The 24,347-nt window shown below is 68.0% G+C and carries 25 protein-coding genes; 11 read left to right on the top strand and 14 right to left on the bottom strand.

The window, feature by feature from the left end; genetic code table 11:
- Nucleotides 1-354: 354 nt before the first annotated feature.
- From I6J77_RS14435 to I6J77_RS14415, 5 genes are all read left to right on the top strand, one after another.
- On the top strand, nucleotides 355-2,352 hold the full coding sequence (locus I6J77_RS14435; RefSeq protein ID WP_204109537.1) for a TonB-dependent siderophore receptor: 1,998 nt from the start codon (nucleotides 355-357) through the stop codon (nucleotides 2,350-2,352).
- Nucleotides 2,349-2,951 carry a YfiR family protein gene (locus tag I6J77_RS14430; protein WP_204109536.1) on the top strand — a complete coding sequence of 201 codons (603 nt, stop codon included), beginning with the start codon at nucleotides 2,349-2,351 and terminating at the stop codon, nucleotides 2,949-2,951. Before I6J77_RS14435 ends, I6J77_RS14430 begins: the two co-directional genes overlap by 4 nt.
- Complete coding sequence (locus tag I6J77_RS14425; protein WP_204109535.1) at nucleotides 2,948-5,764, top strand: ATP-binding protein; 2,817 nt, start codon at nucleotides 2,948-2,950, stop codon at nucleotides 5,762-5,764. Before I6J77_RS14430 ends, I6J77_RS14425 begins: the two co-directional genes overlap by 4 nt.
- A gap of 256 nt (nucleotides 5,765-6,020) precedes the next feature.
- Nucleotides 6,021-7,247, top strand: a complete 1,227-nt coding sequence (locus I6J77_RS14420; protein WP_204109534.1) for an EAL domain-containing protein — start codon at nucleotides 6,021-6,023, stop codon at nucleotides 7,245-7,247.
- A gap of 290 nt (nucleotides 7,248-7,537) precedes the next feature.
- On the top strand, nucleotides 7,538-8,599 hold the full coding sequence (locus tag I6J77_RS14415) for a DNA topoisomerase IB (protein ID WP_204109533.1): 1,062 nt from the start codon (nucleotides 7,538-7,540) through the stop codon (nucleotides 8,597-8,599).
- A gap of 58 nt (nucleotides 8,600-8,657) precedes the next feature.
- On the opposite strand, the gene I6J77_RS14410 is transcribed toward I6J77_RS14415, so the two are convergent.
- Both I6J77_RS14410 and I6J77_RS14405 read right to left on the bottom strand, forming a co-directional pair.
- Complete coding sequence (locus I6J77_RS14410) at nucleotides 8,658-8,798, bottom strand: hypothetical protein (protein ID WP_204109532.1); 141 nt, start codon at nucleotides 8,796-8,798, stop codon at nucleotides 8,658-8,660.
- On the bottom strand, nucleotides 8,795-9,448 hold the full coding sequence (locus I6J77_RS14405; RefSeq protein WP_239309020.1) for a UdgX family uracil-DNA binding protein: 654 nt from the start codon (nucleotides 9,446-9,448) through the stop codon (nucleotides 8,795-8,797). Before I6J77_RS14405 ends, I6J77_RS14410 begins: the two co-directional genes overlap by 4 nt.
- A gap of 230 nt (nucleotides 9,449-9,678) precedes the next feature.
- Here I6J77_RS14405 and I6J77_RS14400 point away from each other — a divergent pair, with 230 nt between their 5' ends.
- Entirely contained in the window at nucleotides 9,679-10,227 is a 549-nt protein-coding gene (locus I6J77_RS14400; protein ID WP_204109531.1) for a type 1 glutamine amidotransferase domain-containing protein, read from the top strand.
- A 21-nt stretch (nucleotides 10,228-10,248) separates the two neighbouring features.
- Here the strand turns inward: I6J77_RS14400 and ligD are convergent, their stop codons facing one another.
- Nucleotides 10,249-12,792 carry a DNA ligase D gene (gene ligD, locus I6J77_RS14395; RefSeq protein ID WP_204109530.1) on the bottom strand — a complete coding sequence of 848 codons (2,544 nt, stop codon included), beginning with the start codon at nucleotides 12,790-12,792 and terminating at the stop codon, nucleotides 10,249-10,251.
- 12 nt (nucleotides 12,793-12,804) lie between these two features.
- The gene (locus I6J77_RS14390; protein WP_204109529.1) at nucleotides 12,805-13,812 is read right to left on the bottom strand and encodes an SDR family oxidoreductase; all 1,008 of its coding nucleotides are present in this window, start codon (nucleotides 13,810-13,812) and stop codon (nucleotides 12,805-12,807) included.
- A gap of 208 nt (nucleotides 13,813-14,020) precedes the next feature.
- Between I6J77_RS14390 and I6J77_RS14385 the strand changes: the two genes are divergently transcribed.
- Together I6J77_RS14385 and I6J77_RS14380 are read left to right on the top strand one after the other, a co-directional pair.
- Nucleotides 14,021-14,977 (top strand): Ku protein, encoded by a 957-nt coding sequence (locus I6J77_RS14385; protein ID WP_204109528.1) that lies wholly within the window; start codon nucleotides 14,021-14,023, stop codon nucleotides 14,975-14,977.
- Between the two features lie 125 nt (nucleotides 14,978-15,102).
- Entirely contained in the window at nucleotides 15,103-15,336 is a 234-nt protein-coding gene (locus tag I6J77_RS14380; protein WP_204109527.1) for a hypothetical protein, read from the top strand.
- Nucleotides 15,337-15,367: 31 nt separating this feature from the next.
- On the opposite strand, the gene I6J77_RS14375 is transcribed toward I6J77_RS14380, so the two are convergent.
- Complete coding sequence (locus tag I6J77_RS14375) at nucleotides 15,368-15,952, bottom strand: flavodoxin family protein (protein ID WP_239309018.1); 585 nt, start codon at nucleotides 15,950-15,952, stop codon at nucleotides 15,368-15,370.
- Between the two features lie 134 nt (nucleotides 15,953-16,086).
- Between I6J77_RS14375 and I6J77_RS14370 the strand changes: the two genes are divergently transcribed.
- Nucleotides 16,087-16,713 (top strand): GIY-YIG nuclease family protein, encoded by a 627-nt coding sequence (locus tag I6J77_RS14370; RefSeq protein ID WP_239309016.1) that lies wholly within the window; start codon nucleotides 16,087-16,089, stop codon nucleotides 16,711-16,713.
- Between the two features lie 179 nt (nucleotides 16,714-16,892).
- Here the strand turns inward: I6J77_RS14370 and I6J77_RS14365 are convergent, their stop codons facing one another.
- The 4 genes from I6J77_RS14365 to I6J77_RS14350 form a co-directional block, all read right to left on the bottom strand.
- Nucleotides 16,893-17,570 carry a DUF4142 domain-containing protein gene (locus tag I6J77_RS14365; protein WP_204109524.1) on the bottom strand — a complete coding sequence of 226 codons (678 nt, stop codon included), beginning with the start codon at nucleotides 17,568-17,570 and terminating at the stop codon, nucleotides 16,893-16,895.
- Between the two features lie 109 nt (nucleotides 17,571-17,679).
- Complete coding sequence (locus I6J77_RS14360; protein ID WP_204109523.1) at nucleotides 17,680-18,048, bottom strand: response regulator; 369 nt, start codon at nucleotides 18,046-18,048, stop codon at nucleotides 17,680-17,682.
- A gap of 98 nt (nucleotides 18,049-18,146) precedes the next feature.
- Complete coding sequence (locus I6J77_RS14355) at nucleotides 18,147-19,508, bottom strand: sodium:proton antiporter (protein ID WP_204109522.1); 1,362 nt, start codon at nucleotides 19,506-19,508, stop codon at nucleotides 18,147-18,149.
- A gap of 86 nt (nucleotides 19,509-19,594) precedes the next feature.
- A complete protein-coding gene (locus I6J77_RS14350) occupies nucleotides 19,595-19,783 on the bottom strand; it encodes a hypothetical protein (RefSeq protein ID WP_204109521.1) in 189 nt (62 codons plus the stop codon).
- Between the two features lie 148 nt (nucleotides 19,784-19,931).
- Here I6J77_RS14350 and I6J77_RS14345 point away from each other — a divergent pair, with 148 nt between their 5' ends.
- Both I6J77_RS14345 and I6J77_RS14340 read left to right on the top strand, forming a co-directional pair.
- On the top strand, nucleotides 19,932-20,120 hold the full coding sequence (locus tag I6J77_RS14345; protein WP_204109520.1) for a hypothetical protein: 189 nt from the start codon (nucleotides 19,932-19,934) through the stop codon (nucleotides 20,118-20,120).
- Nucleotides 20,121-20,200: 80 nt separating this feature from the next.
- Complete coding sequence (locus I6J77_RS14340) at nucleotides 20,201-20,413, top strand: hypothetical protein (RefSeq protein ID WP_204109519.1); 213 nt, start codon at nucleotides 20,201-20,203, stop codon at nucleotides 20,411-20,413.
- Nucleotides 20,414-20,437: 24 nt separating this feature from the next.
- Here the strand turns inward: I6J77_RS14340 and I6J77_RS14335 are convergent, their stop codons facing one another.
- The 5 genes from I6J77_RS14335 to I6J77_RS14315 all read right to left on the bottom strand — a co-directional run bounded on the left by I6J77_RS14335 (nucleotide 20,438) and on the right by I6J77_RS14315 (nucleotide 24,264).
- Complete coding sequence (locus I6J77_RS14335; protein WP_204109518.1) at nucleotides 20,438-21,025, bottom strand: alpha-ketoglutarate-dependent dioxygenase AlkB; 588 nt, start codon at nucleotides 21,023-21,025, stop codon at nucleotides 20,438-20,440.
- Between the two features lie 25 nt (nucleotides 21,026-21,050).
- On the bottom strand, nucleotides 21,051-21,530 hold the full coding sequence (locus I6J77_RS14330) for a DUF421 domain-containing protein (protein WP_056715552.1): 480 nt from the start codon (nucleotides 21,528-21,530) through the stop codon (nucleotides 21,051-21,053).
- A gap of 108 nt (nucleotides 21,531-21,638) precedes the next feature.
- On the bottom strand, nucleotides 21,639-22,601 hold the full coding sequence (locus tag I6J77_RS14325; RefSeq protein WP_239309014.1) for a cation diffusion facilitator family transporter: 963 nt from the start codon (nucleotides 22,599-22,601) through the stop codon (nucleotides 21,639-21,641).
- Nucleotides 22,602-22,604: 3 nt separating this feature from the next.
- Nucleotides 22,605-23,345 carry a DNA-formamidopyrimidine glycosylase family protein gene (locus I6J77_RS14320; RefSeq protein ID WP_204109517.1) on the bottom strand — a complete coding sequence of 247 codons (741 nt, stop codon included), beginning with the start codon at nucleotides 23,343-23,345 and terminating at the stop codon, nucleotides 22,605-22,607.
- 169 nt (nucleotides 23,346-23,514) lie between these two features.
- Complete coding sequence (locus I6J77_RS14315) at nucleotides 23,515-24,264, bottom strand: DUF72 domain-containing protein (RefSeq protein WP_204109516.1); 750 nt, start codon at nucleotides 24,262-24,264, stop codon at nucleotides 23,515-23,517.
- Nucleotides 24,265-24,347: the final 83 nt, after the last annotated feature.

Here is a 24,347-nt window from a genome sequence, read left to right as displayed (position 1 = left end):
TTTTTCGGGGGTTTTCTTTTTTTGAAGCTGGACGACTTCGTGCCGGCTTCCGTCCTGGCCCCCCGCCTGTCCGAACCCGTTCGTGACGACGCAGGCCCGAAATGGATCGCCATCAGTAGCCAGCATGGAGGCTGCCTCTGGACAGTCCCTTGCTGCAGCGCTTATAACTTCCGCGAGAAGCTTCGTGTGACGAGCTCCAGGGGCGGCGGTGCCCAAGGGCGCCGGAAACCATTCAAGTGGTGACATTAGGGTTGCGCGTAGTACGGGCCGGCAAGTCGTGCCAGCTCCGTGCATCGACTATCTGAAGGGGTACCGCCAACAAGAGCGGCCTGCGGCTCGACGGAGGTTCCAGCCATGCATGTGCCGGGCAGACCGGATGACGGCGTTCCTGCCATTCGTCGACATCCTTTACGGAAAGTTCTGTGCGCCGCCCTGATGCTGGGCCTGCCGGCTTTGTCGGCACATGCCGCCATTTCCCAATTGCCTGAGCAGCAGAGTGACCTGACCTCGCTGTCGCTGGAGGAACTGGGCAACATCCAGATCACCTCGGTTTCCAAGAAGCCCGAGCGGCTCGCGGACGCCGCAGCCTCGGTCTTCGTCATTACCGCGGACGACATCCGCCGCTCCGGCGCGCGCACGCTGCCGGAGGCACTGCGCCTGGCGCCGAATCTGCAGGTCGCCGAGGCCAGCGCCACGGGCTATGCCATCTCCGCGCGCGGCATGAACGGCAGCAACAACAGTGCGCCGAACAAGCTGCTGGTGCTGGTCGACGGGCGTTCGGTCTACTCGCCGCTTTTCTCGGGGGTGTTCTGGGACGCACAGGAGGTGATGCTGGAGGACGTCGAACGCATCGAGGTGATCAGCGGCCCCGGCGGCACACTGTGGGGCGTCAACGCGGTCAATGGCGTGATCAACATCATCACCCGGTCAGCCGCGGACACCCATGGCGCGTTGCTGACGACCTCGGTGGGCAACGAGGGTTACGACGCCGGCTTCCGCTATGGCGGCTCGCTCGGCACCGACGGCAATTACCGGCTGTACGCCAAGCACACGCACTGGGACCGTGGCGAAACCCCGGACGGGAATCCGGTCGACGATGCCGGCCATCGCACGCAGGTGGGCTTTCGCACCGATTGGCGCCATGGCAGCGACAGCCTCATGCTGAAGGGCAACCTCTACGACGGCTCCGAGCAGCAACCGGCACCCGGTGCGGTGTCGATCAACGGCCTGAACCTGGCGCTGGGCGATGTCTCCAACTCGGGCGCCAACCTGACCGCACGCTGGAATCGCGCGCTTGCCGCAGGCGGCAGCCTCGACCTGCAGGCCTATTACGACCATACCCGGCGCATCGTGCCGCCGCTGTTCGGCGAGCGGCTGGATATCCTGGACGTCCAGTTGCAGCACTCGCTGCGGCCGCTGGGCAGGCATTCGCTGGTGTGGGGAGTGAACGCCAGGCAGAGCCGGGACAGGGTGGAGAACCGCACGCCCTATTTCGCCTTCCTTCCGGCGCGCATGCGCCAGCACTGGACCAGCCTGTTCGCGCAGGACGAGGTGGCGCTGGCCCCACGGTTGCGGCTGACCCTGGGCGCGCGGCTGGAACGCAACGACTACACCGGCGACGAATTCCTGCCCAATGTACGCCTGGCCTGGAAGGCGTCGCCGAACCACCTGTTCTGGACGGCCGTGTCGCGCACCGTGCGGGCGCCGTCGCGGCTGGATCGCGATGTCTACGTGCCGGCCATGCCGCCGTATCTGCTGGATGGCGGCGATCCGGTGCGCTCGGAAGTGGCAAAGGTCTACGAGCTCGGCTACCGCGGCCAGCCGACGCCGCGGCTTTCATGGTCGGCGACGATCTTCCGCAACGACTACGACCACCTGCGCACGCAGGAAATCGGCCCCAGCCTCACCTACATCTATTTCGGCAGCCTGATGGAAGGGCAGGCCAACGGCATCGAATGGTGGGGAAGCTTCCAGGCTGCCCGGAACTGGCGCCTGAGCGCCGGTTTCTCGGCGCTCGACGAAGATTTCCGGCTGAAGCCCGGCAGCAACGACGTGGCGGGGCCCGGCATGAAGGGCCTTGATCCCTCCAACACCTGGCAACTGCGATCGAGCTGGAACCTCGGCAGCAAGGGGCAACTCGACGTCGGCCTGCGCCACGTCGGCCGACTGGCCCAGGACGAGGTGCCGGCGTACACGGCCGTCGACGCGCGACTGGGATGGGCGCTGGCGCCTGGTGCCGAGATCTCGCTGACCGGACGCAACCTGTCCGGCGGCCACGGCGAATACCGGGCGCGCGACCTGCGGCGCGAAATCGGCCGCACGGTGATCCTCGCGCTGGCGTGGGCGATGTGACTGCCTCCTGCGCGATCGTTTCGGCATGCCGCTGGGCGCGGCAACTGCTGGTGTGCGCGATCCTGGCCCTGCCCGTGACGCTCACCGCCAGGGCCGATGCCGCGCAGCCGCCGGCAGTCGAATCCGGCGACCCCGCGTTGCGGGTCAAGGCCGCCTACCTCTACAAGTTTGCCGGCTACGTCGAATGGCCATCGACGGTCTTCGACAGCCAGAGCAGTCCCATCGTCATCGGCGTGATCGGAAACGACGACCTGGAGCAGATCCTGTCCCGCACCATCGCCGGCAAGACGGTCAACGGACGTCCCCTGGTGACCCGGCGGCTGGCGGCCGACAGCCCGCTGCAAGGCGTGCACATGCTGTTCGTGGGCGCCATGGACAAGCACACGCTGCGGGCCATCAGCGATGCGGTTCGCGGCAGGCCGGTGCTGGTGATCTCCGATGCCAGGCAGGAGCGGGTACTGGACAGCATGATCAGCTTCGACCTGACCGACCAGCGCCTGCGCTTCGACGTGGCGCTCAAGCCGGTGACCTCGAGCGGCCTGGAACTGCGCGCCCTGATGCTCACTGCCGCGCGGCGGGTGGTGCGGGGCGATCCATGAAAACCGAATTCGGCTCCATCCGCGAAAAGCTGCAGGCCATCGTGGTCCTCGCCACGGTGGCTGCGCTGGTGTGCGCCACGCTCGGCAACATCGTCGGCAACGTGGTCTCCTACCACTACCGCCATGTCAGCGACGTGAGCACCACGGCGGAGCTGCTCGGCCGCATGACCGCGCCGGCACTGCAGTTCGACGACGAAAAGCTGGCCCACGACAACCTCTTGCTGCTGGCGGCGCGGCCGAACGTGCGTGCGGCGGCGATCTACACCGACGACGACCGGCTCTTCGCCGGCTACATCGCCGAGGACCAGCGGGAAGTCCTTCCCGCGAAGATCGAACGCAGCGGCACCCACGTCGAGGGCACCGCCCTGGTGGTCACCCGACAGATCGTCAACGACGGCGTGCCCCTGGGCAAGGTCTACCTGAAGGTTGGCTACAACCTCGTCGGCATCGTCGCCGGCGCGATCGGAGTGGCGGTGCTGGTGGGCCTGCTCTCGGTCGGCATCGCGCTGGTCCTGATCCGCCGCATGGAGCGGCTGGTCACCGCGCCGATCGCGGCGGTGGCATCCATCGCGCGCGAAGTGGTCGAGCAGCAGGACTATTCGCGGCGCGTCGCCAAGACCACCCACGACGAGGTCGGCGAACTGGTCGACTCGTTCAACGACATGCTCGCCGAGGTGGAGCGGCGCACCGAGGCGTTGCAGGCGTCCTACCAGGACGTGCGCCGCGAGGCCGAGGAGCGCCAGCTGGCCCAGCAGGAGGTCATGCGACTCAATGCCAGCCTCGAACACCGGGTGGACGAGCGCACCGCGGACCTGCAACGGGCCAACCAGGAACTGACGGCGGCGAAGGCCGCGGCCGACGAGGCCAGCCGCGCGAAGTCGAGTTTCCTGGCCACCATGAGCCACGAGATCCGCACGCCGATGAACGGTGTGATCGGCATGATCGACGTGCTGCAGCAGACCGAGCTCAAGGGCCATCAGGTGGAGATGCTCGAGCTGATCCGCGAGTCGGCGTTCTCGTTGCTGACCGTGATCGATGACATCCTGGATTTTTCCAAGATCGAATCGGGCCGGCTGGAGCTCGAACAGGCGCCGTTCTCGTTGCGCGAGATGGCCGAGAACGCCTGCGGAATGCTCGCCAACCTGGCCCTGAAGAAGGGTGTCTATCTGACGCTTTTCATCGATCCGGCGATTCCCTCCATGATCGTCGGCGACGCCCTGCGCCTGCGCCAGGTGCTGGTCAACCTGGTCAGCAACGCGATCAAGTTTTCCAGCGGCAACGAACGCCCGGGACGGGTGGCCGTGCGCGTCCGCCTGGACGGCCACTGCGCGGATGGCCCCGCCGCCGTGGCGCTGGATGTCATCGACAACGGCATCGGCATCGAGGAATCGACGCGTGCGCGGCTGTTCACCGCATTCAGCCAGGCCGACACGTCCACCACGCGGCGCTTCGGCGGCACCGGCCTCGGGCTGGCCATCTCGCGCCGGTTGGTGGAACTGATGGAAGGCACGCTGGCGTTGAAGAGCGAGGTCGGGCAGGGCTCGACCTTCAGCGTGCACCTGTCATTGCCTTCGACCGGGCAGGAGGCGCCGGCCGGTTCGGTGCCCGAGCTGGCCGGGCTTCGTTGCCTCGTCGTCGGTCGCGTGGATGGTCTTGCCGCGGACCTGGCCGCCTATCTCGCCGCGGAGGGTGCACATACACATCAGGCTGCGGACGTGGCGCAGGCGTGCGAGCTCATCAAGGCGTCGCCACCGGGACGATGGATCGGCGTGATCGACGCGAGCGATGCCGCCGGCGACGAGGCGTCGCTGCGCGCATTCGGCCGTTGCGCCGCGGAGCATGACCTGCGGATCGTCGCCATTGGCCGCGGTTCGAGCCCGCAAGGCCTGGCGCTGGACAAGGACCTGGTCTGGGTGGATGGCAACGTGCTCACGCGCCGCCGCCTTTGCCGGGTCGTCAACCTCGCAGCAGGTCGCGCGCCGGCACCGGCACCGGCAGGCCGGCAGCCGGGGAAGCTCGATGCGCCCTCGCGCGAGGAAGCCCGCCAGACCGGGCGGCTGGTGCTGGTGGCCGAGGACGACGCAACCAACCAGAAAGTGATCCTGCGCCAGCTCGAGCTGCTGGGCATTGCCGCCGAAGTGGCCTCCGACGGAAAGCAGGCGCTGGACCTCTGGCGCAGCGGCGACTACGGGCTGCTGCTCACCGACCTGCACATGCCAACGATGGACGGCTACGAACTCACCCGGGCGATTCGCGCGCACGAGCAGGGCAAGCAGCGCATGCCGATCGCCGCGCTCACCGCCACGGCGCTCAAGGGCGAGTCGGAACGCTGTCATGCGGCCGGCATGGACAAGTACCTGACCAAGCCCCTTCAGCTGGCCGACCTGCGCGTGGCGCTGGCCGAGCTGCTCCCGGCCCTTCCGCGGCCCGCGGGCCTGCCGCCGGATGCGTCGGCCGATGAACATGGCGCCGCCGTGAATCTGGGCGTACTCGAGGAACTCGTCGGCAGTGATCCGGCCGTCATCGTCGACCTGCTGCAGAGCTTCCGCGACAGTGCCGGCCACGCCATCGAAGCGCTGAGGGCTGCATGCGGCACCGGCGACATGGCCACCATCAGCGAGCAGGCACACCGGCTCAAGTCCTCCGCGCGCACGATCGGTGCCATTGGGCTGAGCGAGTTCTGCGCGCAGATCGAGATCGCCGGCAAGGCAGGGGCCGCCGACGTGCTGGCGCAATTGCTGCCCGGGTTCGATCGCCAGGCGAGCGCCGTCGATGCCTTCCTCGCGAATTTCCTGGAGGCCACGCCATCATGACTGGCCGCGATCTGCAGGGGCACGTGGTGCAGCCATCGAGCGCATCGAGCCGGTGTCTGGCGACTATCACGTTCGAGGCCTGCGCTCACCAAACCGAAGAGGGCTCGCGTCTCGGCGGCGGGCCTACTACCGTAGGGTCCATCGCGGTCCCCGCAGCCATGGCCGAAGAGCGGGTTCCCTCCGTCAGGGGAGCAACAGCGGCCATTGACGGCGAGCCTGCGCTTGGAAACGGACTCCCATGGGTGGGGACGGGGCGATGATGAAGATCCTGTTGGTGGACGATGACCCGGTTGCACTGAAGGTGCTTTCCATCCAGTTGCGAAACCTGGGCACGGGGGAAGTCGAGGTGGTCTGCCGTACCGGCGGGCAGGCTGCCCTGGAAGTGCTCGAGCAGGAGCAGGACATCGGGCTGGTCTTCTGCGACCTGCAGATGCCCGGGATGGATGGCGTGGAGTTCGTCCGCCATCTCGTACACCTGCGCTATGCGGGCGGCCTGGTACTGGTCAGCGGCGAATCGTCCCGCACACGCCAGGCGGTCGAGCAACTGGCGCAGGCGCACGGCCTGCAGATCGTGGGCACGCTCGGCAAGCCGGTGACCATCGAGGCGCTTCGCCGCGTACTCGACGAGGCGGTGAAGGCGGGCCGGCCGCGGGATCCGATCCTGCCGGCACCAAGCTACGCCCCGGATGAACTCGCTGTGGCCATCCGTCAGGGCCAGTTGCGCGTCCACTACCAGCCGAAAGTGAGCCTGGCGACCGGCAAGGTGATGGGGTTGGAGGCGCTGGTGCGCTGGCAGCATCCGCGGGATGGCCTGGTCATGCCCGACCACTTCGTGCCGATGTCCGAAAAGCACGGGCTGGTCGGCACCCTGGGCGTGGAGGTCGTGCGTGAGGCGCTGGGCGACCTGCGTCGCTGGCTCGAGGCCGGGCACGAGCTCGACCTGGCCGTGAACGTCCCGTTCGGCGATGGCTTCTCGCTCGACTACCCCGACGTTCTCGTCGAGCAGGCACGCGTGGCCGGCGTGCCGTTGCGCCATCTCGTGCTGGAAATCACCGAGAGCCACCTGATGGACAACCCGCAGGTGCAACTGGACGTGCTCACCCGGCTGCGGCTCAAGCAGGTGAAGCTGTCCATCGACGACTTCGGTACCGGTTATTCGTCCCTTGCGCAGTTGCGCGACCTGCCCTTCGACGAGCTGAAGATCGACCGCAGTTTCGTCCACCACGCAAGCCGCTCGCCATCCCTGCGCGTGATGCTCGAATCCAGCATCGGGATGGCCCGCGAGCTGGGCTTGCGCACGGTTGCCGAAGGCGTGGAGGAGCGTGAGGATTGGGATCTCCTGCGCTCGGCCGGTTGCGACATGGTTCAAGGCTATTTCGTCGCGAGGCCGATGCCCGGACATGAGGTCGATGGCTGGCTTCCCGAATGGGGAGCCCGCCAGGCAGCCCTGCTTGCCGGCGCTCTTCATGCCGGTGGTGGTTGAGTTGCAGGGGGAAGCACGGGCAGGGTCGCGCTTCCGGCATGCGCGACGACGCACTTGCCGCCGAAAGCATTTCGCGATGTCCGGTACCACCGGGCAGATGCCTGTTGCAACGTTCCCCCGGGGTTGAGCGGCACTGCTGCTTGGTGCCCATCCTCGAGCGTCCTGCCGAAGTTGTTGCGTTTTGCCACCGCCCTGCCGCAAGCCAGAAGAAAGCCCATGCACTGCATGGGCTTTTTCTTTGCGCGAGAGGCTCACCTGTCGTTGACCCGGCCTGCGCATACTCGGCGCGAATGGCCAAAGATCCCGCGCATGCGAACGCTCCCGACCCGCGAATCGAAACGCGTGCGATGGGTCTGGTCCATGTCAGCGATGCGCAGCCGGGCCTGAGCCGGCGACGGCGGGGCAAGGGCTTCAGTTACCGCGATGCGGATGGCCGGCAGGTGACGGATCGCGACGAGCTGGCACGCATCCGCGCGCTGGCGATACCGCCGGCGTATACCCGCGTGTGGATCTGCAGCCATCCGCGCGGCCACCTGCAGGCCACCGGCTACGACGCCCGCGGGCGCAAGCAGTATCGCTACCACCCGCGCTGGCGCGAGTACCGCGACCTGGGCAAGTTCGACCGGATCATGGCCTTCGGCAAGGCGCTGCCCGCGTTGCGCCGGCGCGTGCGGCGGGACCTGGCCGTGGACGGCCTGCCCCGCGACAAGCTGCTGGCCCTGCTGGTGCGCCTGCTCGACGACACCCTGATCCGCATCGGCAACGACTGCTACACCCGCGACAACCGCAGCTACGGGCTCACCACCTTGCGCACGCGCCACGTGCGCGCGCAGCGCGGGCGGCTGCGCTTCGCGTTCCGGGGCAAGAGCGGGCAGGAGCGCGAGGTGGAGCTGGGCGACCGGCGACTGGTGCGGATCGTGCGCCGCGTGCAGCAATTGCCCGGGCAGCGACTGTTCCAGTACATCGATGACGATGGCCAGCGCCAGCCGGTGGATTCGGGCATGGTCAACGACTACCTGCATGCGGCCTGCGGCAATGGCCAGGAGCATGAATTCAGCGCCAAGGATTTCCGCACCTGGGGCGGCACCGTGCACGCGGCGCGCATCCTCGCCGGCACGCCGCTGCCGCGCAAGGGTGGCGAGCAGGCGCGCCGCAGCGCACTGGCGAAAGCGGTCGCCGAAGTCGCCGCGATCCTGGGCAACACGCCGGCCGTGTGCCGCGGTTCCTACATCCATCCGCGCGTACTGGAGGGCTGGCTGGACGGCAGCCTGCAGCGGGCGATTCCGCCGGCCGTCGCGGCGCATCCGCGCCAGCTGGAGCAGCGGGTGCTGCGCTTCCTGCGTGCCGGTTAGCTTCGGCTTCCAGCAGGGGCTCGCACGGTCGCCGTGTTGAAGCCGCGCCGTCGGCGGTTCAGGGTTGCGGGCTGGCGCTCGTCGGCGAACGGTCGTCCGGACGCGCCTCCTGGTGGGTGATGGCCAGGTAGAACCCGGCGGCCAGCACCGCGATCAGGCCCAGCAGCAACACCCGCAAGGCCACTCGCCGGCGATTCATCGCGTCGCTCCGGTTTGCCGGGCCAGCGCGGCCAGGGCCAGCGCCAGCTGGTGCAGGTCGGCGACCAGTTCGAGGTAGGCCGCGTGGCGGCGTTCTTCGCGCGGCATCCGCAGCACCGCCGACGGATGCCAGGTGGCCAGTCCGCGCACCGGCGAGGCCAGGTCGCGCCATTGCCCCCGCTGCGTGCTGATGCGGAACGCATTGCCGAACAGTGTCTGCGCCGCCATCGCGCCCAGGCCCACGACCAGGCGCGGCTGCACCCGGTCCAGTTCCGCGGCCAGCCATTGGCGACATGCGGCCTGCTCGGCCGCGTTCGCGCGCTTGTGCAGGCGCGCCTTGCCGCGCAGCTCGTACTTGAAATGCTTGACGGTGTTGGTGAGATAGAGCGCCCGGCGATCGAGCCCCGCCTCGGCCATCGCCCGGTCGAGCAGTTGCCCTGCCGGCCCCACGAACGGTGCGCCGGCCAAGTCCTCCTGTGCGCCGGGCTGTTCGCCGATCAGCATGGCTGGCGCGCGGGCCGGCCCCTGGCCGAACACGGTCTGCGTGGCGTGGCGCCACAACGGACAGTCGCGGCAATCCGCCGCCTTGCGGCGCAAGGTCGCCAGGCGGCCCGTGGGCACGTGCCCGACGGGTTTTGCCAGCGCAATCACGAGCGGAACCGCATCGGCAGTGAGATCGACATGTCGCTGTGCCCGTGCAGGTTGGGGATGCGGAGCTTCCGCGCCACGGTTGCCGCGGCGCGTCCGCACCATCGCAGGCCACCGGTGCATGGGCTGTCAACGCGCTCGGCGCCTGCACCGGTCACGTGCTGCTCACGGCAAGGCGACGTCGACTGTACGGCCCGTCGAACATGCTGCGGCTTTCGATCATGGAGCACGTCATGTCTTTCAATCTCACCGGTCGCCGCATCGCCATCCTCGCCACCGACGGCTTCGAGCAGTCCGAACTGACCGAGCCGAAGCGCCTGCTGGAGCAGGCCGGCGCACAGACCGACGTGATCGCGCCCGGCGGCGCCAGCCGGATCAAGGGCTGGAGCAAGGGCGACTGGGGCGAGCAGGTGGCCGTGGACGTGGCGCTGAAAGACGCCACGCCCGAACCGTACGACGCCATCGTGCTGCCCGGCGGCGTGATGAACCCGGACAAGCTGCGGCTGGAACCGGCCGCCATTGCCCTGATCAAGGCCTTCGACGACGCGGGCAAGCCGGTGGCGGCGATCTGTCATGGACCGTGGACGCTGATCGACGCCGGCCTGGTCAGGAACCGCCAGCTCACCTCGTGGCCTTCGCTGCGCAAGGATCTGGAAAATGCCGGCGCGCACTGGCAGGATAGCGAAGTCGTGCGCGATGGCCAGCTGATCACCAGCCGCAAGCCCGGCGACATCCCGGCCTTCGCCGACGCCATCATCGACGCGCTGGGCGCCACCGCCTAAGGCCATGGCCGCACGCGGGATTCAGCCGAGCTTGTCCATCACCTCATCGAGGTTCTGCCGCAGCTCGTCGATGCCTTCCCACGGATCGCTGCGCAGGCGCGCCAGCCGCTTCGGCGTGGAGTGGATGTCGAAGTCGTGGCCGCTTTTCAGCTTGCCCAGTTCGTTCCAGCGCAGCGGCATCGCCACCGGCGCGCCGGTTCGCGCGCGCAGCGAGTACGAGGCCACGCTGGTGGCGCCGCGGCTGTTGCGCAGGTAGTCGATGTAGATCAGGCCGCCCCGCCGCGCCTTGCTGGCGGTGGCGATGAACTCCAGCGGATGGGCCTGCGCCAGCGAGCTGGCGAAGGCCTGGGCGAAGCCCTTTGCCTGCGGCCACGGGCAACCGGGGTTGAGCGGCACCACCACGTGCAGGCCCTTGCCGCCGGTGGTGCGCAGGAACGATTCCAGCCCCAGTTGCGCCAGCAGCCTGTGCACCAGCCGCGCGGCGGCCACCACGCGATCCCAGGCCACGTCCTCGCCGGGGTCGAGATCGAACACCACGCGGTCGGCCTTGTCCGGCTGCGCGATGGTCGCGCCCCAGGGATGGAATTCCAGCGCGCCGAACTGCACCAGTTCGATCACCGAATCGGCATCGCGCGGATAGATGTAGGTGGCCTGGGCGCCGGACTCTTCCTTCAGCTTCGCGCTGCCCACGTGCTTCAGTCCCTGGATCATGTGCTTCTGGAAGAAGCAGGCCTTCTCTGTGCCTTCCGGGCAACGGATCACCGAGGTGGGACGATTCACCACCCCGGGCAGGAACCAGGTCATCACGCTGGCGTAGTAGTCGGCCACTTCCTGCTTGGTGATGCCGTCCTCGGGATACACCACGCGATCGGGGTGGGTGATGGTGATGTCGGCGGCCCTGGCGCGCTTGCGACGAGTGGACGTCCTGGCGGCGGGCGCGGAAGGGGTGCGGTCGGAGTCGGTCAGGTCGGCGGCAGTCTTGTCGGTACGCATGGTCTTCAGGCTCGGTTGGCGCAACAGGTTCTTGTTGCCGATGCCGCGGTAATACACCTCGGCCACGGCCTTCGGCTCGACCCAGTGCGCGTCGCGCAGCAACGGGTCGATCGCGGCGAGTTTCACGGTGGGCTTCCTGCTGCCCTTGTCGGCGATGGTCTTGCCCAGTTGCCGCAGTTGTTCGTCGCTGAAGCCGGTGCCCACGCGGCCCACGTACGCCCAGCCGTCCTTCACCGACGGGTCGGGCCTGGCCAGCAGCAGCGAGCCGAAGCCGCTGCGGCTGCCCTTGGGCGGCGTGTAGCCGACCACCGCGAACTCGTCGCTTTCCAGCCGCTTGATCTTCAGCCAGTCGTCGCCGCGGCCAGGCCGGTAAGCTGAATCCACGCGCTTGGAAATGATCCCTTCCAGCTGCTGCTCGGTGGCCATCCGGAACGCGCCTTCGCCGTCACCGATCGCATGGCTGCTGAAGGCCAGGTGTTTCGGTGCGTGGGCCAGCAGCTGTTGCAGCAGTTGCTTGCGCTCCAGCAGGCTCACCCGCGACAGGTCGCTGCCTTCGAGGTGGGGCAGGTCGAACAGCATGTAGACCAGCGGCAACTGCGCCTCGCCGGACAGCGTCGCCTGCAGGCCGTTGAAGTCGCTGTGCCCGCGCGGATCGAGCGCGATCAGTTCGCCGTCGAGCCGGGCGGATTGCAGCCCCAGTGATTCCAGCGCCTGCACGATGTCGGGCAGGCGATCGTTCCACGCCAGCGCATTGCGCGACCACAGCTTCACCTCGCCGTCGGCGATCGCGGCAAGGATGCGGTAGCCGTCCCACTTCACCTCGTGCAGCCATTGCTCGCCCTCGGGAGGAAACTCGCGCAGGCGCGCCAGCTCGGGCTTGAAGAATTCCGCGCCGGGCGTGGCCGGGCGCGCGCCGTCCAGCGCGGCGGCGGCCTTCGCCAGGCGCAGCCGCGGCAACTTCCTTCCTTTCGGCACGGCCTTCCTGCGCGCGGTGGACTTTTTCGCGGCCGCCCGGGTGGCCGGCGTTTTCGCCGCGGCGCGGGTGCTGCGGGTCATCTTCGCGTCGAGCAGGTCGTCCGCTTCCACGTCGCCGGCGAACGCGTCTTTCGCCTTGATCAGGAACCACGCGGGCTGGCGCTCCTTGCGCCCGCTGCGCACCAGGTGCCAGCCACCCTTGAGCCGCTTGCCGAACAGCTCGAAGCGCAGGTGACCCTTCAGCAACTGCGCCTCGGCGTCGCCCTCGGTGGTCCACACGCCCAGATCGAACTGGTCGACGTGGCCCTTGCCGTAGCCGTGTTCGATGTCGCCCTCGAAACCCGCGTAGGAAATCGGGTGATCCTCCACCTCCACCGCCAGGCGTTTCACCTCGGGGTCGTAGCTCGGACCCTTGGGCACCGCCCAGCTCTTCAGCGTATCGCCGACCTGCAGGCGGAAATCGAAATGGCGGCGGCTGGCGTGATGCAGTTGCACCACGAAGATGGCCCGGCCGTTGGCCTTGCCCGGTGCGTTGTCGGCCGGTTCGCGCGTCTTCGAAAAGTCACGCTTGCGCTGGTAATCCCGCAGGTTGCCCATGATCGCTCCGGGTCAGCTGGTAGGTCCGCCCATCACCGGCAGCACCGCGCCGGAGATGTAGCTGGCGCACGAGGGTGCGGCGAGAAAGACGTAGGCGGGGGCGAGTTCCTCCGGTTGCGCGGGGCGACCCATCGCGCTGGACTTGCCGAACTCGCGCACGCGTTCGGCCGGCTGGTCGGCGGGATTCAGCGGCGTCCACACCGGGCCGGGCGCAACGGCGTTCACCCGGATGCCGCGCGACACCATGTTCGAGGCCAGCGCCCTGGTGAACGCGTGGATGCCGCCCTTGGTCATCGAATAGTCGAGCAGCTTGTCATTGCCGAACAGCCCGGTCTCCGAGCCGGTGTTGATGATCGAGCAGCCGCTGCCCAGGTGCGGCGAGGCGGCCCTGGCCATCTGGAAATAGCCGTACAGATTGGTGCGCAGGGTCTCGTCGAAATGCGCGTCGGTGATGTCCTCGATCGAATCGGCGTGTTCCTGGAAGGCGGCGTTGTTGACCAGCACGGACAGCTTGCCGAACGCCTTCACCGTCTTCGCCACCGCCTTGCGGCAGAACGCCGGGTCCCTGACGTCGCCCGGAATCAGCAGGCAACGCTGGCCTTCGCCCTCGACGTAGTCACGGGTCTCCTCGGCATCGGCATGCTCGCTCAGGTAGACGATGGCCACGTCGGCGCCTTCGCGGGCGAACAGCACCGCCACCGCCCGCCCGATGCCGGAGTCGCCGCCGGTGATCAGGGCGGACATGCCGGCCAGCTTGCCCGAACCGGCGTAGTTGGGCGCCATGAACTGGGGACGCGGGTCGAGCTCCTGTTCGCTGCCGGGCTTTTTCTGGTGCTGCCGCGGCAGCGGGTTTGCCGGCTTCTTCGTTGCGGCCGTCGGCTTTTGCGGAGCCGCCTTCTTCGACGCCGGCCCCTTGGACGCCTTCTTGCGCTGGTCGTCGCGATCGGTCGCGGCCTGGATCGCGCGCTGGCGCTCGACCGTTGCCCTGGCCGCCTTGGCGGTGCGCGTGGTTGCTGCCATGGTTCGGTACTCCGTTGGGTGGGGATGGAAACCACGCTAGCGGCCACGGCGTACGCCACAGGTGAAGCAAGGGTCAGGGCGCATTTGACAGCGCGTCCACGCGCGCCCCGCGATAGTCCGCGCTCAACGCCAGCTTGTGCCGCCGTCGGCGTGGGAACGCGACGCGCCGGCGTTCTGGTCCGACCAACTCTTGCCGGAGAGCGCCCGCATGGCACGTCCCATCTGGACCGGAACCCTTTCATTCGGCCTGCTCAACGTCCCCGTGTCGCTGATGTCCGGCGAGCGCAGCGTCGACCTGCATTTCCGCATGCTGGACAGCCGCAGCAACACGCCGGTGCGCTACGAGCGCGTCAATGCCGAAACCGGCGAAGAGGTGCCGTGGAAGGAGATCGTCAAGGCCTTCGAATACGCCAAGGGCAGCTACGTCGTGCTGGAGCCGGAGGACATCAAGTCCGCCGCCGCCGACGGACGCGAGGTGGTCGACGTGAAGGCCTTCGTCGAGGCCGATTCGATCGGCCCCGAGTATTTCGAGAAGCCGTACTTCCTGGTGCCGGGCAAGAAGGCGGAGAAGGGCTACGTGCTGCTGCGCGAAGTGCTCAAGCGCACCGGCCGCATCGGCATCGCGCGGGTGGTGATCCGCACCCGCGAATATCTTTCCGCGGTGATGCCGCGCGGCAATGCGCTGGTGCTGATGCTGCTGCGCTATCCGCAGGAGCTGGTCGACGCGGAGGATTACAAGATCCCCGAAGGCGCCGCGTCGCAATACCGGATCTCGCCCAGGGAGATCCAGATGGCCGAACAGCTGATCGAATCGATGAGCGACGAGTGGAATCCGGCCGAGTACCGCGACGAATTCCGCGACCGCCTGCGCAAGGTGATCGAGAAGCGGATGAAGTCGAAGGGCGTGGTGACCACCGAATCGGAAGACGAAGCCGACATGCCGGAGAATGCCACCACCAACGTGGTCGACTTCATGTCGCTGCTGCAGAAGAGCCTGGCCAGCAACAAGCGCACGCCCGCGAAGAAGGCCGCGGCGAAATCCGCCGGCAAAACCGCCCGCGGCAAGAGCACGGACAAGCCGGCGGGCAAGTCGACGGCAGGGAAGAAGTCCGCCGCAAAAAAAACGCCCGCCAAAAAGCGCGCGGCCACCCGCAAGGCAGGTTGAGCGTTCGTGCGGGCATGCCGACGACGCGTCGATCCATCCGGCAGAACCCCCTCGACATGCACGCTTCGGCAACGACGGGAGCGCCATACTGTTTGCCCTGGTTTTCAGTCGCACGGAGAGGCACCATGGGCAACACGAATCTGCCACAGGCCGGCGCTGCGGACACCGGCAACAGCAGGGATACCCTGGGCGGAGCGGACCAGCTCACGGAGCGGCAGCGCAAGGAAGGCGATGACGGACAGGAGCTCACGCCCCCGGACCGGCCGAAAGACCCGCCCGTGAAAGCGGGCAGGGACGCCGACATAGCCGCCTATACGGGTCACGCCAACACGGGTCACTCCCCGTCGGATGCCACCTGAGCAACGCCGCCGCGGCCGCGCCGCGGAGCCGTCACGGCGCCGGGTACGGATGTGCTTTCAACAAGCCCGCCAGATGCGCGGCATTGCAGGCCAGCGTGCGGATCGTGTCGGCGACTTTCGGCGGCGTCTTCTCGAGATCGACGTAGTTGACGCTGCCCATCGCCTCGCCGACCCAGTAAGCGGAGCTTCCCCCGGGTATCGTGAAGCCCACGTCGGCCAGCGCCTGGTAGAGCTCCGCGGTCACGTGATGCGCGCCGTCCTCGTTGCCCACCACGGCGACCACCGCGACGCGGCCGAAGGTGGGATAGCGGCCCTGTTCGTCGATTTCGCCCAGGAACGCGTCCATCCGTTCCAGCACGCGCTTGGCCACGCTGGAAGGCTGGCCCATCCAGATCGGCGTGGCGAGCACCAGGATGTTGGCGTCCAGTACCTTGCGGCGTAGCGCAGGCCACGCGTCGCCGTCGCCTTCGTCGGTCTTCACGCCCGGCCTGACGTCGTGGTCGACGACGCGGGTATCGGATATGTCGACGCCGAACGAGTGCAGGTCCTGCAGAACCTGGTCGAGGATTTTCTGGGTCGACGAGGTTTCCGGACCACGCTTGAGCGTGCAGTTCATGCCGAATGCACGGAGACCGGACGCTGCGGATTCGCCGCGTTTTTCCATGATCGTTGCCTTGCAGCCTGGGGGATGACGACCGAGACTAGGACGGGCGTTGTCACGCTCCGATGAACGCGCGAGCAGGGCATCCCTTGGAAGATGAAGCGCCTCCCACCCGTCATGTCAGCCGCGGACGCACCTTCGTCTACGTGCTGCCGTGCCGCCACGAGGACATCCTCAAGGTCGGCTACTCGCGCGATCCGCTGGAGCGCTTCCGCACCCTGCACCGGCGCTTCTTCGAGTTCTTCGACCTGGATCGCGGCCTGCTGATCGACACCGAACGCCTGCGCGAGGCCCGCCAGGTCGAGCGCCTGTTCATCACCACGTTCGCCGAACAGCGGGCGCCGGCGCCGCTGGTGGTGCGCCAGGCCGCGGCGGGGCATACCGAATGGTTCCGCGGCATCGCGCCCGAAGCCGAAGCATTGGCGCATCGGCTGCGCGACGAGCAGGGCTACACCTTGCACGCGCCGCTGGCCACGTGGCTGCGGGCGCGTCTGGACGAACGTGCCGAAGCGCTGTTCGGCTGGTCCGCGCGCATGCTCGATGCGCTGGAGTACGAATACTTCAACGCACCGGCCATGGCCGGAAGCAGCCGCGGCGCCGCGGCACTGCGCGATGCGCTGGACACCTGCGCGGCGCTCGGCATGGATCTGTCCGTGCTGGTGCCCGTCGAAGTGCTGGACTGGTATCGCAGCGCCGACTACTTCGGCTCGCGCTGAGTCGACGCCGTCGCCTGGCCTCCATGGCAATCGGCATGACCGCAGTGGCAACCCGCGGCCTGGTCGGATGTGGGCGATTCCACCCGCTTGCGGCAGTGTTCGCTGCAATAGGCGTCACCGGCGGGAACCGCGCAGGTACAGGCGGGATGGGCGCAACGCTGCTTGTCGGTCGTGTTCATTCAGTGGCTCCCGTTGGTGCTGGTCGAGATCGAACCGGCTGCCGCGGGTGCAGCCACCGTGGCGGCACCGGCGGGGCGGGTGTGGTCGAAGCTGGCGTCCATGGCGGCGCGGTGGCTCATCGCTTGGTCCCGGGCGGCGGGCATGTCCAGCTGGTCCTGCAACTGGCGCGCCAGCTCCAGGTGCGTCTTCAGCGTGGGCAGGGTGGCCTGGGCAAATGCGCGCATTTCGGGGTCCTGCGTTCGCCCGGCTGCGGCGGCGAACAGCGCGACGGCCTTCTGATGATCCCTGACCATCGCCGCGGCCCATGCCTTGTCGAACTTCTTCGCGTCGAGCGCCTTCATGGCGCTGGCCGATTGTTGCGCCTCGTCGTCCGGCGCCGCGGGCAGGGTGACCTGCCTGGCCTGGGCCAACGCCCGCAGCTTGTCATTGGCCCTGGTGTGGTCATCCACGATGCGCTGGGCCAGCTGTTTCACGCCGGCCTGGGAGGACTTTTCCAGCGCCAGCTGCCCCATCGCGACTTCGGCCATGCCATCGCTGGCGGCGCGGGTCATGAACTTGCTGTCCGCGGCATTGGCGACCAGCGGGGTCTGGTCGTGGCCGGACTGTGCGCAGGCGGCGAAGGCAAGGCCGCACAGCAGCAGGCCAGCCGCCGCTCGCATGAAGGGTCGCATCGACATGATGGGCTTCCTCTGTGGACGGGGGAGCGGTGATGAAACCGCTTGCCACGGGAAGCGGGCGTGATGCCTGCGTGCAATGACGATGACGGCCGCCGGCTTGGCCGGCGCCTCAGATACCGCCGGCGCTGGCCATGGCCACCACCGACAGCAGGGTCTGGCGGCCGTAGGGCTTGGGCAGGAATGTCACGTTCAACTCGCGCGCCTCGGCGAACGCCTCGCTGTTGGCCGAGGTGAGCACGATGGGCATGCGCAGGCCGTCGTCGCGCAGCCTGCGTATGAGCGAGGTTCCGGTCTGGCCGCGGCCCAGGTACATGTCGGCCATCAGCACGTCGATGTTCGGCTGCTGTCGCGATATCGCGATGCCGGCTGCGAGGTCGGCAGCCGCGATCACCTCGTAGCCGGCGTGATGCAGCAACAGTGCCGTGAGTTCGCGGGTGTCGGCGTCGTCTTCGACCAGAAGAACCCGGTTGGCGAGCATGGAGCTGACCCCTGATTGTCAAGCTCGCATGAAGGTTGCATCGAAAGCGTCGCCGGAACGTGAATGAGCATGCGCGCCCCGGGGCTCGCGCGCGACGTTCATGGAGGAGGCGCCGTGCCGCGCTTGCGCATGCCGGCCTGCCGCCACGCCATCAGCGGCGGCGTGGTGATGCCATGCAGGACGATGCTCAGCACCACCGTGGTGATCACGTATTCCGCCACCACCGATGTCGCAGTCGACCCCAAGCCATGCGTGGCGGCGTAGGCCAGGTAATTCAGGCTGCCGATGCCGCGGATGCCGATCCATCCGATCAGCAGGCGTCGCGAACGGGGGATCTGCGAGCCGATCGTTGCCAGCCAGATCGCCAGCGGTCGCACCACGGCAAACAGCAGCAGCGCCAGCAGCGTGGCGGCGGGGTGCCAGTGGTTGGCGAACGCGGCGCCGAGCAGGAAGACCAGCGCGGCAGCGATCAGCCGCTCAAGCGTATCGCCGAAGGAGAGCGCGTCCGAGACCACCATGCCCATCGACGCCACCGGCTTGCGTGCCTGTTCGGGGTTGCGGCGGCGGGGATCGATGAGCACTTCGGCTGGCGGATGGGTTGCCGCCCCGCGATCGTCGTCCTTGCCCAGGTCCGGATGCGGGTGGCGCCTGACCACGTGCAGCTCCACGTGGCGCAGGCCGAGTCCCGCGGCGAAGGCGGCCAGGAAACCCGAGGCCGACAGCGCCGTGGCCGCGGCATACGAAAGCGCCATCAGGGCCAGCGCCAGAACATCGTTCGGCGTGACATCCGCGCTGGCGGTCTTCATGCGCACGCCGATCCAGCCGATCATCCAGCCCAGTGCGAAACCGATGCCCAGGCCGCCGACCAGCGGCCAGGCGAAGTCCAGGCCCAGCCATCTTCCCAGCGCGCTGGCCGAGCCATGGTCACCCAGCAACAGCAGGGCCAGCACCACGAAGGGCAGGGCGGTGCCGTCGTTCAGGCCGGCCTCTCCGGACAGCGCGAGGCGCAGGCGATCGCGATCGCTGGCGTCGTCCACCGCGACCATGCTGGCCAGCACCGGATCGGTCGGGGCGAGGATCGCGCCAGTCAGCATCGCCAGTGGCCACGGCAGCGCGAACAGCCAGTGCGCCACCATGCCCACGCCTGCCACGGTCAGCACCATCGCGGGCAAGGCCAGTCGCGCGGCGGTGCGCCAGGACGGATCGGAAAAGCCCAGGCGCAGCTTCAGCCCGGTCATGAACAACGACACCACCAGCGCGATCTCGGTCAGCCGGGCGATGCCGTGCGCATGCGCGGTGAGCTCGATGTCCAGCAGCTTCAGGCACCAGGGGCCGGCCACGATGCCGGCGGCGAGGTACAGGCTGAAGGTGGTCACCGGCAGATGCCTGATCCAGCCCGACGCCAGCGACATCAGCAGCAGGAGGAAACCGATGGATGCGGTCCAGCCAAGCAGGTTCATGGAGCGGCCGTTCGAGGGTGCCGCAGCAGCATGTCTTCCCCGCCATGAAATTCGCGGCAAGCGCGGGCGCGAAGGGCAAGCCGCCGCTACGACAGCGACGCCTTCAGCGCCGCCGCGAGCGCGGCGTCCCCGTTGAGCAGATCCTTCCAGGCGAGCGTCACGCCCTTGCGGTGTCCCTTCTCCACCAGCTTCAGCCCGGCGGGATCGATGCTCAGCGTGTAATGGCGATCGTCGATCGCCAGTTCGCGTCGCAGCAGCTTGTTCAGCGGGGTCATCGGCGAGTCCTCATGACGGATGCCCGAGTTTCGATCCATCCGCGAGGCCGGCCCGGGCGACGGCACTCACGAAGGCATTGCATGAATATCACGCGGGCTGGGCGCGCAAGAGGCGAGGATCGGCAGCACCTCGCACGGGAGTCCAGTCATGCATCCATACCGTCCAGCCGCGGCCGTGGCCGCCAGCGCACCAGGCGATCCCGAGTACCGGCCGCCCGATCCGCCGCCGCCCACCTATCCCGATCCCGGCGAACCCTCGCCCCAGCCCCCGGCCGAGCCCGAAGTGCCGCCGCCTGATCCGCCGGCCGATCCGCCGCAACCGCCCACCCGTGCGTGATCCGGTCCCCGCGTTCCCGGTGCTGTTCCGCCGCGGCCGCGCATCGATGGTTTCGAAACCTTGCCACGCGGAGTATCGACATGAAAGCCGACCCCACACGCAGCCATTCGCCGTCCTCGGTGCCACCGGTGCTGGACGGCCGTCATCCGCCGATCCCCGAGCCGCTTGAATGGCAGAAACACCTGCCCGACACAGCGGATACGGACGCCTCGCGCCGCATCCCGCGGCGGCGCCCGGCCACGAAGCAACCAGCCGCGAAGCAAGGCGAACGCGCGAAGCAAGGCGAACGCTAGACGCGGGCGCTGGCGGATGGCCCCTCACGCGAGGTGCTCGCCGCGCACGCGGAAAGCCAGGCTGATGCGCGGACCCACCGGCATGCGCTGCTTGGGAATCGCGTGGTCATAGTGCAGTTGGGTATCCCAGCTCATCACCAGCAGGCTGCCGGCTTCCAGGTCGATGTGCAGCAGCCGGCGCGGCGGCTGCTTGGCCCGCACGGTCAGGCGGCGCGTGGCGCCCAGCGAGAGCAGGGCGATCGGCTCGCCGCGCACCAGATCGGCCAGCTTGTCGTTGTGCGGCGCGACGCTGTCGCGTTCGTCGCGATAGAGGTTGAGCCCCACGCTGTCGAACGGTGCGCCGACCGCGGCGATCGTCACGTCGCGAGCCTCCTGCAGCGCCGGGGGAAGTGCGGGATCGTCCAGTCGGAAGTGGGCCCGCAACCGCGGCACGTCCACCTCGCGCTCGTACATCAGCCGCGTTCCGCCTTTCCACCGCACGCTGGCCTGCAGTTGCTCGAACCAGCGCGCCGCAGTCTCCCCATCCACCAGCTCCGGGGTCAGCACGATGCGACCGCTGGCGTCGTCCAGCAGCCGTTGCGGGCCATGGTCGAACAGGCTCAGTTGCGCCATGACGACGTGCTCGCGGGTCCGGTGATCACGACTGGTGCTCGCGGATCAGGGTGATCCGCCCATTGGGTTCGAGTCGCGCGGTGATGACGGTGGCTTCGTTCTCCAGCCCCGCGGCATGCAGTGCCCGTTCGAACGCCGCTTCGGGCAGATTGCAGCGGCGCAGGGCTTCCGGACTGCGCTGGCCGTTGCGGGCAAGGATCGAGGGCCAGCCTTCGACCAGGCGATTGAGCGGGGCGCTGCGCGTGCAGATCCAGGCCAGGCCGCGATCGACCGCCAGAATGCTGGCCACCGCGATGATGCCGCCGAGGAAGGAGGTATCCGAACCGATGATGGAGGTGCGCATCGTTCCGCCGACGAGGATCAGCACCACCACGTCGAAGGCCGACATCTCGCCGAACGAGCGCTTGCCGGCCAGGCGCAGCAGGCACAGCAGGATGAGATAGACCGCCGCGCCACGCAGCGCGAAATGCCACCACGGCATGGACAAGTGCATCAGCGAATTCATCGAACCGACTCCGGCAGGCCACGGGTGCACGAGGCTACCGCCGCGATGGCGCCAGACGGCGTGAAGAAGCGGCATGGCGTGCGCTGGCGCCATCGGCGTGGTGCTGCATCACGGGGCCCGGTGCCGGCCTTCGGCCTCGATCATGTGGCGTCGCGCGCGCCAGGTTTCGGCGGTCTGCGGCTTGATGAACAGCGAGACGATTTCCGGGTGGGCCTGCTTGGCCTGCTTCTCGATGCGGTTGATGCAGGCCTCGATCTGCGGCGTGGTCAGCGCGTCCTCGAACTCGGCGCTCAGCGTGGCGACCACCTGGCTCGGCCCCATCTGCACGGTCAGTACGCCGTTGGCGCAACGCACGCCGGCGTCGCCCGCCGCGATGGCGAGAATCGCCTCGCCCACCACCGGATGGGCGGGTTCGCCGATCAGCAGTCCCTTGGTTTCGCGGGCCAGCAGCAGCGCCGACAGCGACAGCACGGCAGCAATGCCGATCGAAGCGACGCCATCCAGCACGGGCTGGGCGAGCAGTTGCGCACTGACCAGCCCGGCCAGCGCCACCAGCAGGCCCAGCAGGGCCGCGCTGTCTTCCAGCAGCACGGTGAACGTGGCGGGGTCCTTGCTGAGGCGGAACGCCTCGAAGTAGCCCAGCCTGCCCTTGCGCGCGCGGAACTCGCGCAGCGCCACCCACCACGAGCTGCCTTCGAACACGAACGACACCGCCAGCACCAGGTAATTCATCAGCGGCCGTGCGACCGGTTCGGGCTGGCGGATGTGCATCACGCCCTCGTAGAACGACACGCCCGCGCCCATCGCCAGCACCAGCAGGGCCACGATGAAACTCCAGAAATACAGCTCCCTGCCATAGCCGAACGGGTGGGTGCGATCCGCTGGCCGCGCCGCCCGTCGCAAGCCGTAGAGGAGCAGCAGTTCGTTGACCGTGTCGACCAGCGAATGCACGCCTTCGCTGAGCATCGCCGAGCTGCCGGTGATCCCGGCGGCCACGAACTTGGCGATCGCGATCATCAGGTTGCCGCCCAGGGCGACAAGGACCACCTTGTGCGAAGCGGACGCGGGCATTGGTCAGTCGTCCGTGTACAGCTTCTGGCAGCGCAGGCAGAAGAAACTGCGACGATGGGTCTTGCCCAGGTACGCGCGCTGCAGCGGAATGTCGTGGCGCGGGCAACGCCCGCGGTTGTGCACCAGCCAGTGCCTGGCCAGCACGAAGGCCTTTTTCCAGGCCAGGAATTCGAAGGCGTAGACGCGGGCCTGCTCCACCAGTTGGGCCAGCTTGTACGGCGACAGCGCGCCGATGGTGGAAAGCGGGTGGACGCGGATGCGGAACAGCACCTCGTTCTTGATGATGTTGCCGACGCCGGCGAACACGGTCTGGTCGAGCAGGGCATCGCACACCAGGGTATGCGGCATGGCGCGCAGCTTCGCCCTGGCCAGTTTCGGGTCCCAGTGCTCCGACATCACGTCGCCGCGCCAGTCGTACAAGTCGTCGAGCCTGCCCTCCAGCAGGCGCACCGAACAGTTGTAGAAGTTCAGCTCGCCTTCGTCGAAACCCAGGCCGAGTCGCGGCGCGATGTCCCGTTCTTCATTGATGCGGTAGCTGCCGAACATCAGCAGGTGGACGCGCACGTTCAGCCCGCCGGACAGCTCGACGAGGAACTGCTTGCCGAAGCTGCGCAAGGCCAGCACCCGGCGGCCGGGCAGGCGCTGCAGGTCGATCTTCGCGTTGCCGGTGGCGCGCCGGATGGTGCGCCCGGCGAAGGCGGCCGCCTGTTCGCGCAGGATGACGATGGAAGGACCTTCCGGCATCGATGCTTCCGCATGTGGGGAATGGTCATCGTGCAACGGGCAACGAGCACGAAAGGTGAAGCGCCCGGAGCCTGTGAAGAAAACCACAGGAAGTGGTTTTCTTCTATCGCATCGGGCATCCATGCCCTCGCCGTGGCCGGGCTTCGAGGTTGAAAAAAATCACGACCTCTCAGCCGAGGTCCGCGGCATCGCCCACGCGCGACCTCAGCTCCAGCGCGTTGGCCACCGCGTGGCCCAGTGCCGTGTTGTCGAAGATGCACCAGTGCCGGGCAGGCTCCGGGTCGGGGCGTTGCAGGCGGCGCTCGATCCGGCGCAGGGCCGCTTCGGAATACGCGTCGTAATAGATCCGCGGCGAGCCGTGCAGACGGAAATACTGCAGATGGTGATCGCCCGCCGGCACGGCGGCGCGAGGATGCCGAGCGGGGTCGGCGGCCACCCGCGCGATGCCGCGTTCGCGCAAGAAGCGGCTCACGGCAGGATGGAACCACGACGAATGCCGCGGCTCGCACGCCACCGGACCCGCGTGCAGGCGCCTCAGCTGATCGAGGAACGGCAGCACCTCCAACGGCTTGTAGACGAGGCTTGGCGGCAACTGCAGCAGCAGGCAACCCAGCTTCACGCCGAGCTCGTCGACCTGAGCCAGAAACTCCCGCAATGCCGGTTCGGCGTGGCGCAGGCGGGCTTCATGGCTGATGGTGCGGGGCATCTTCACCGCGAAACGGAAATCCCGCGGCACGCTGGCCGCCCAGCGTCGCCAGGTGGCCGGTCGATGCGGGCGATAGAACGACGAATTGATCTCCACGCAGTTGAAGCGTTGCGCATAGCGTTCGAGATGGCTGCCTCCCTCGGGGAAGCGATCGGCGTGGGCGGCAGGGATCGACCAGCCGGCGCAGCCGATCAACAGCTCGGGTCGACACATCGCGTGGACAGTCACGGCAGCATGCTTGGCGGGGTGTGGAGGGCGGGCGTTGTTATAGTTGAAGATCGAAGATTGAAGACGCC

The sequence above is a fragment of the Rhodanobacter sp. FDAARGOS 1247 genome (assembly GCF_016889805.1).
GTDB lineage: Bacteria > Pseudomonadota > Gammaproteobacteria > Xanthomonadales > Rhodanobacteraceae > Rhodanobacter.
The sequence above is the reverse complement of the archived record's forward strand: the minus strand, read 5'-3'. Positions and strand labels throughout refer to the sequence as shown.

Coding starts and splice junctions, on each gene's coding strand:
- I6J77_RS14390 (WP_204109529.1), bottom strand. CDS start 13,812: ATGGCAGCAACCACGCGCACCGCCAAGGCGGCCAGGGCAACGGTCGAG.
- I6J77_RS14375 (WP_239309018.1), bottom strand. CDS start 15,952: ATGAACTGCACGCTCAAGCGTGGTCCGGAAACCTCGTCGACCCAGAAA.
- I6J77_RS14345 (WP_204109520.1), top strand. CDS start 19,932: ATGCATCCATACCGTCCAGCCGCGGCCGTGGCCGCCAGCGCACCAGGC.
- I6J77_RS14415 (WP_204109533.1), top strand. CDS start 7,538: ATGGCCAAAGATCCCGCGCATGCGAACGCTCCCGACCCGCGAATCGAA.
- I6J77_RS14315 (WP_204109516.1), bottom strand. CDS start 24,264: ATGTGTCGACCCGAGCTGTTGATCGGCTGCGCCGGCTGGTCGATCCCT.
- I6J77_RS14325 (WP_239309014.1), bottom strand. CDS start 22,601: ATGCCCGCGTCCGCTTCGCACAAGGTGGTCCTTGTCGCCCTGGGCGGC.
- ligD (WP_204109530.1), bottom strand. CDS start 12,792: ATGGGCAACCTGCGGGATTACCAGCGCAAGCGTGACTTTTCGAAGACG.
- I6J77_RS14335 (WP_204109518.1), bottom strand. CDS start 21,025: ATGGCGCAACTGAGCCTGTTCGACCATGGCCCGCAACGGCTGCTGGAC.
- I6J77_RS14400 (WP_204109531.1), top strand. CDS start 9,679: ATGTCTTTCAATCTCACCGGTCGCCGCATCGCCATCCTCGCCACCGAC.
- I6J77_RS14435 (WP_204109537.1), top strand. CDS start 355: ATGCATGTGCCGGGCAGACCGGATGACGGCGTTCCTGCCATTCGTCGA.
- I6J77_RS14365 (WP_204109524.1), bottom strand. CDS start 17,570: ATGTCGATGCGACCCTTCATGCGAGCGGCGGCTGGCCTGCTGCTGTGC.
- I6J77_RS14350 (WP_204109521.1), bottom strand. CDS start 19,783: ATGACCCCGCTGAACAAGCTGCTGCGACGCGAACTGGCGATCGACGAT.
- I6J77_RS14410 (WP_204109532.1), bottom strand. CDS start 8,798: ATGAATCGCCGGCGAGTGGCCTTGCGGGTGTTGCTGCTGGGCCTGATC.
- I6J77_RS14425 (WP_204109535.1), top strand. CDS start 2,948: ATGAAAACCGAATTCGGCTCCATCCGCGAAAAGCTGCAGGCCATCGTG.
- I6J77_RS14420 (WP_204109534.1), top strand. CDS start 6,021: ATGATGAAGATCCTGTTGGTGGACGATGACCCGGTTGCACTGAAGGTG.
- I6J77_RS14320 (WP_204109517.1), bottom strand. CDS start 23,345: ATGCCGGAAGGTCCTTCCATCGTCATCCTGCGCGAACAGGCGGCCGCC.
- I6J77_RS14355 (WP_204109522.1), bottom strand. CDS start 19,508: ATGAACCTGCTTGGCTGGACCGCATCCATCGGTTTCCTCCTGCTGCTG.
- I6J77_RS14360 (WP_204109523.1), bottom strand. CDS start 18,048: ATGCTCGCCAACCGGGTTCTTCTGGTCGAAGACGACGCCGACACCCGC.
- I6J77_RS14340 (WP_204109519.1), top strand. CDS start 20,201: ATGAAAGCCGACCCCACACGCAGCCATTCGCCGTCCTCGGTGCCACCG.
- I6J77_RS14330 (WP_056715552.1), bottom strand. CDS start 21,530: ATGAATTCGCTGATGCACTTGTCCATGCCGTGGTGGCATTTCGCGCTG.
- I6J77_RS14385 (WP_204109528.1), top strand. CDS start 14,021: ATGGCACGTCCCATCTGGACCGGAACCCTTTCATTCGGCCTGCTCAAC.
- I6J77_RS14380 (WP_204109527.1), top strand. CDS start 15,103: ATGGGCAACACGAATCTGCCACAGGCCGGCGCTGCGGACACCGGCAAC.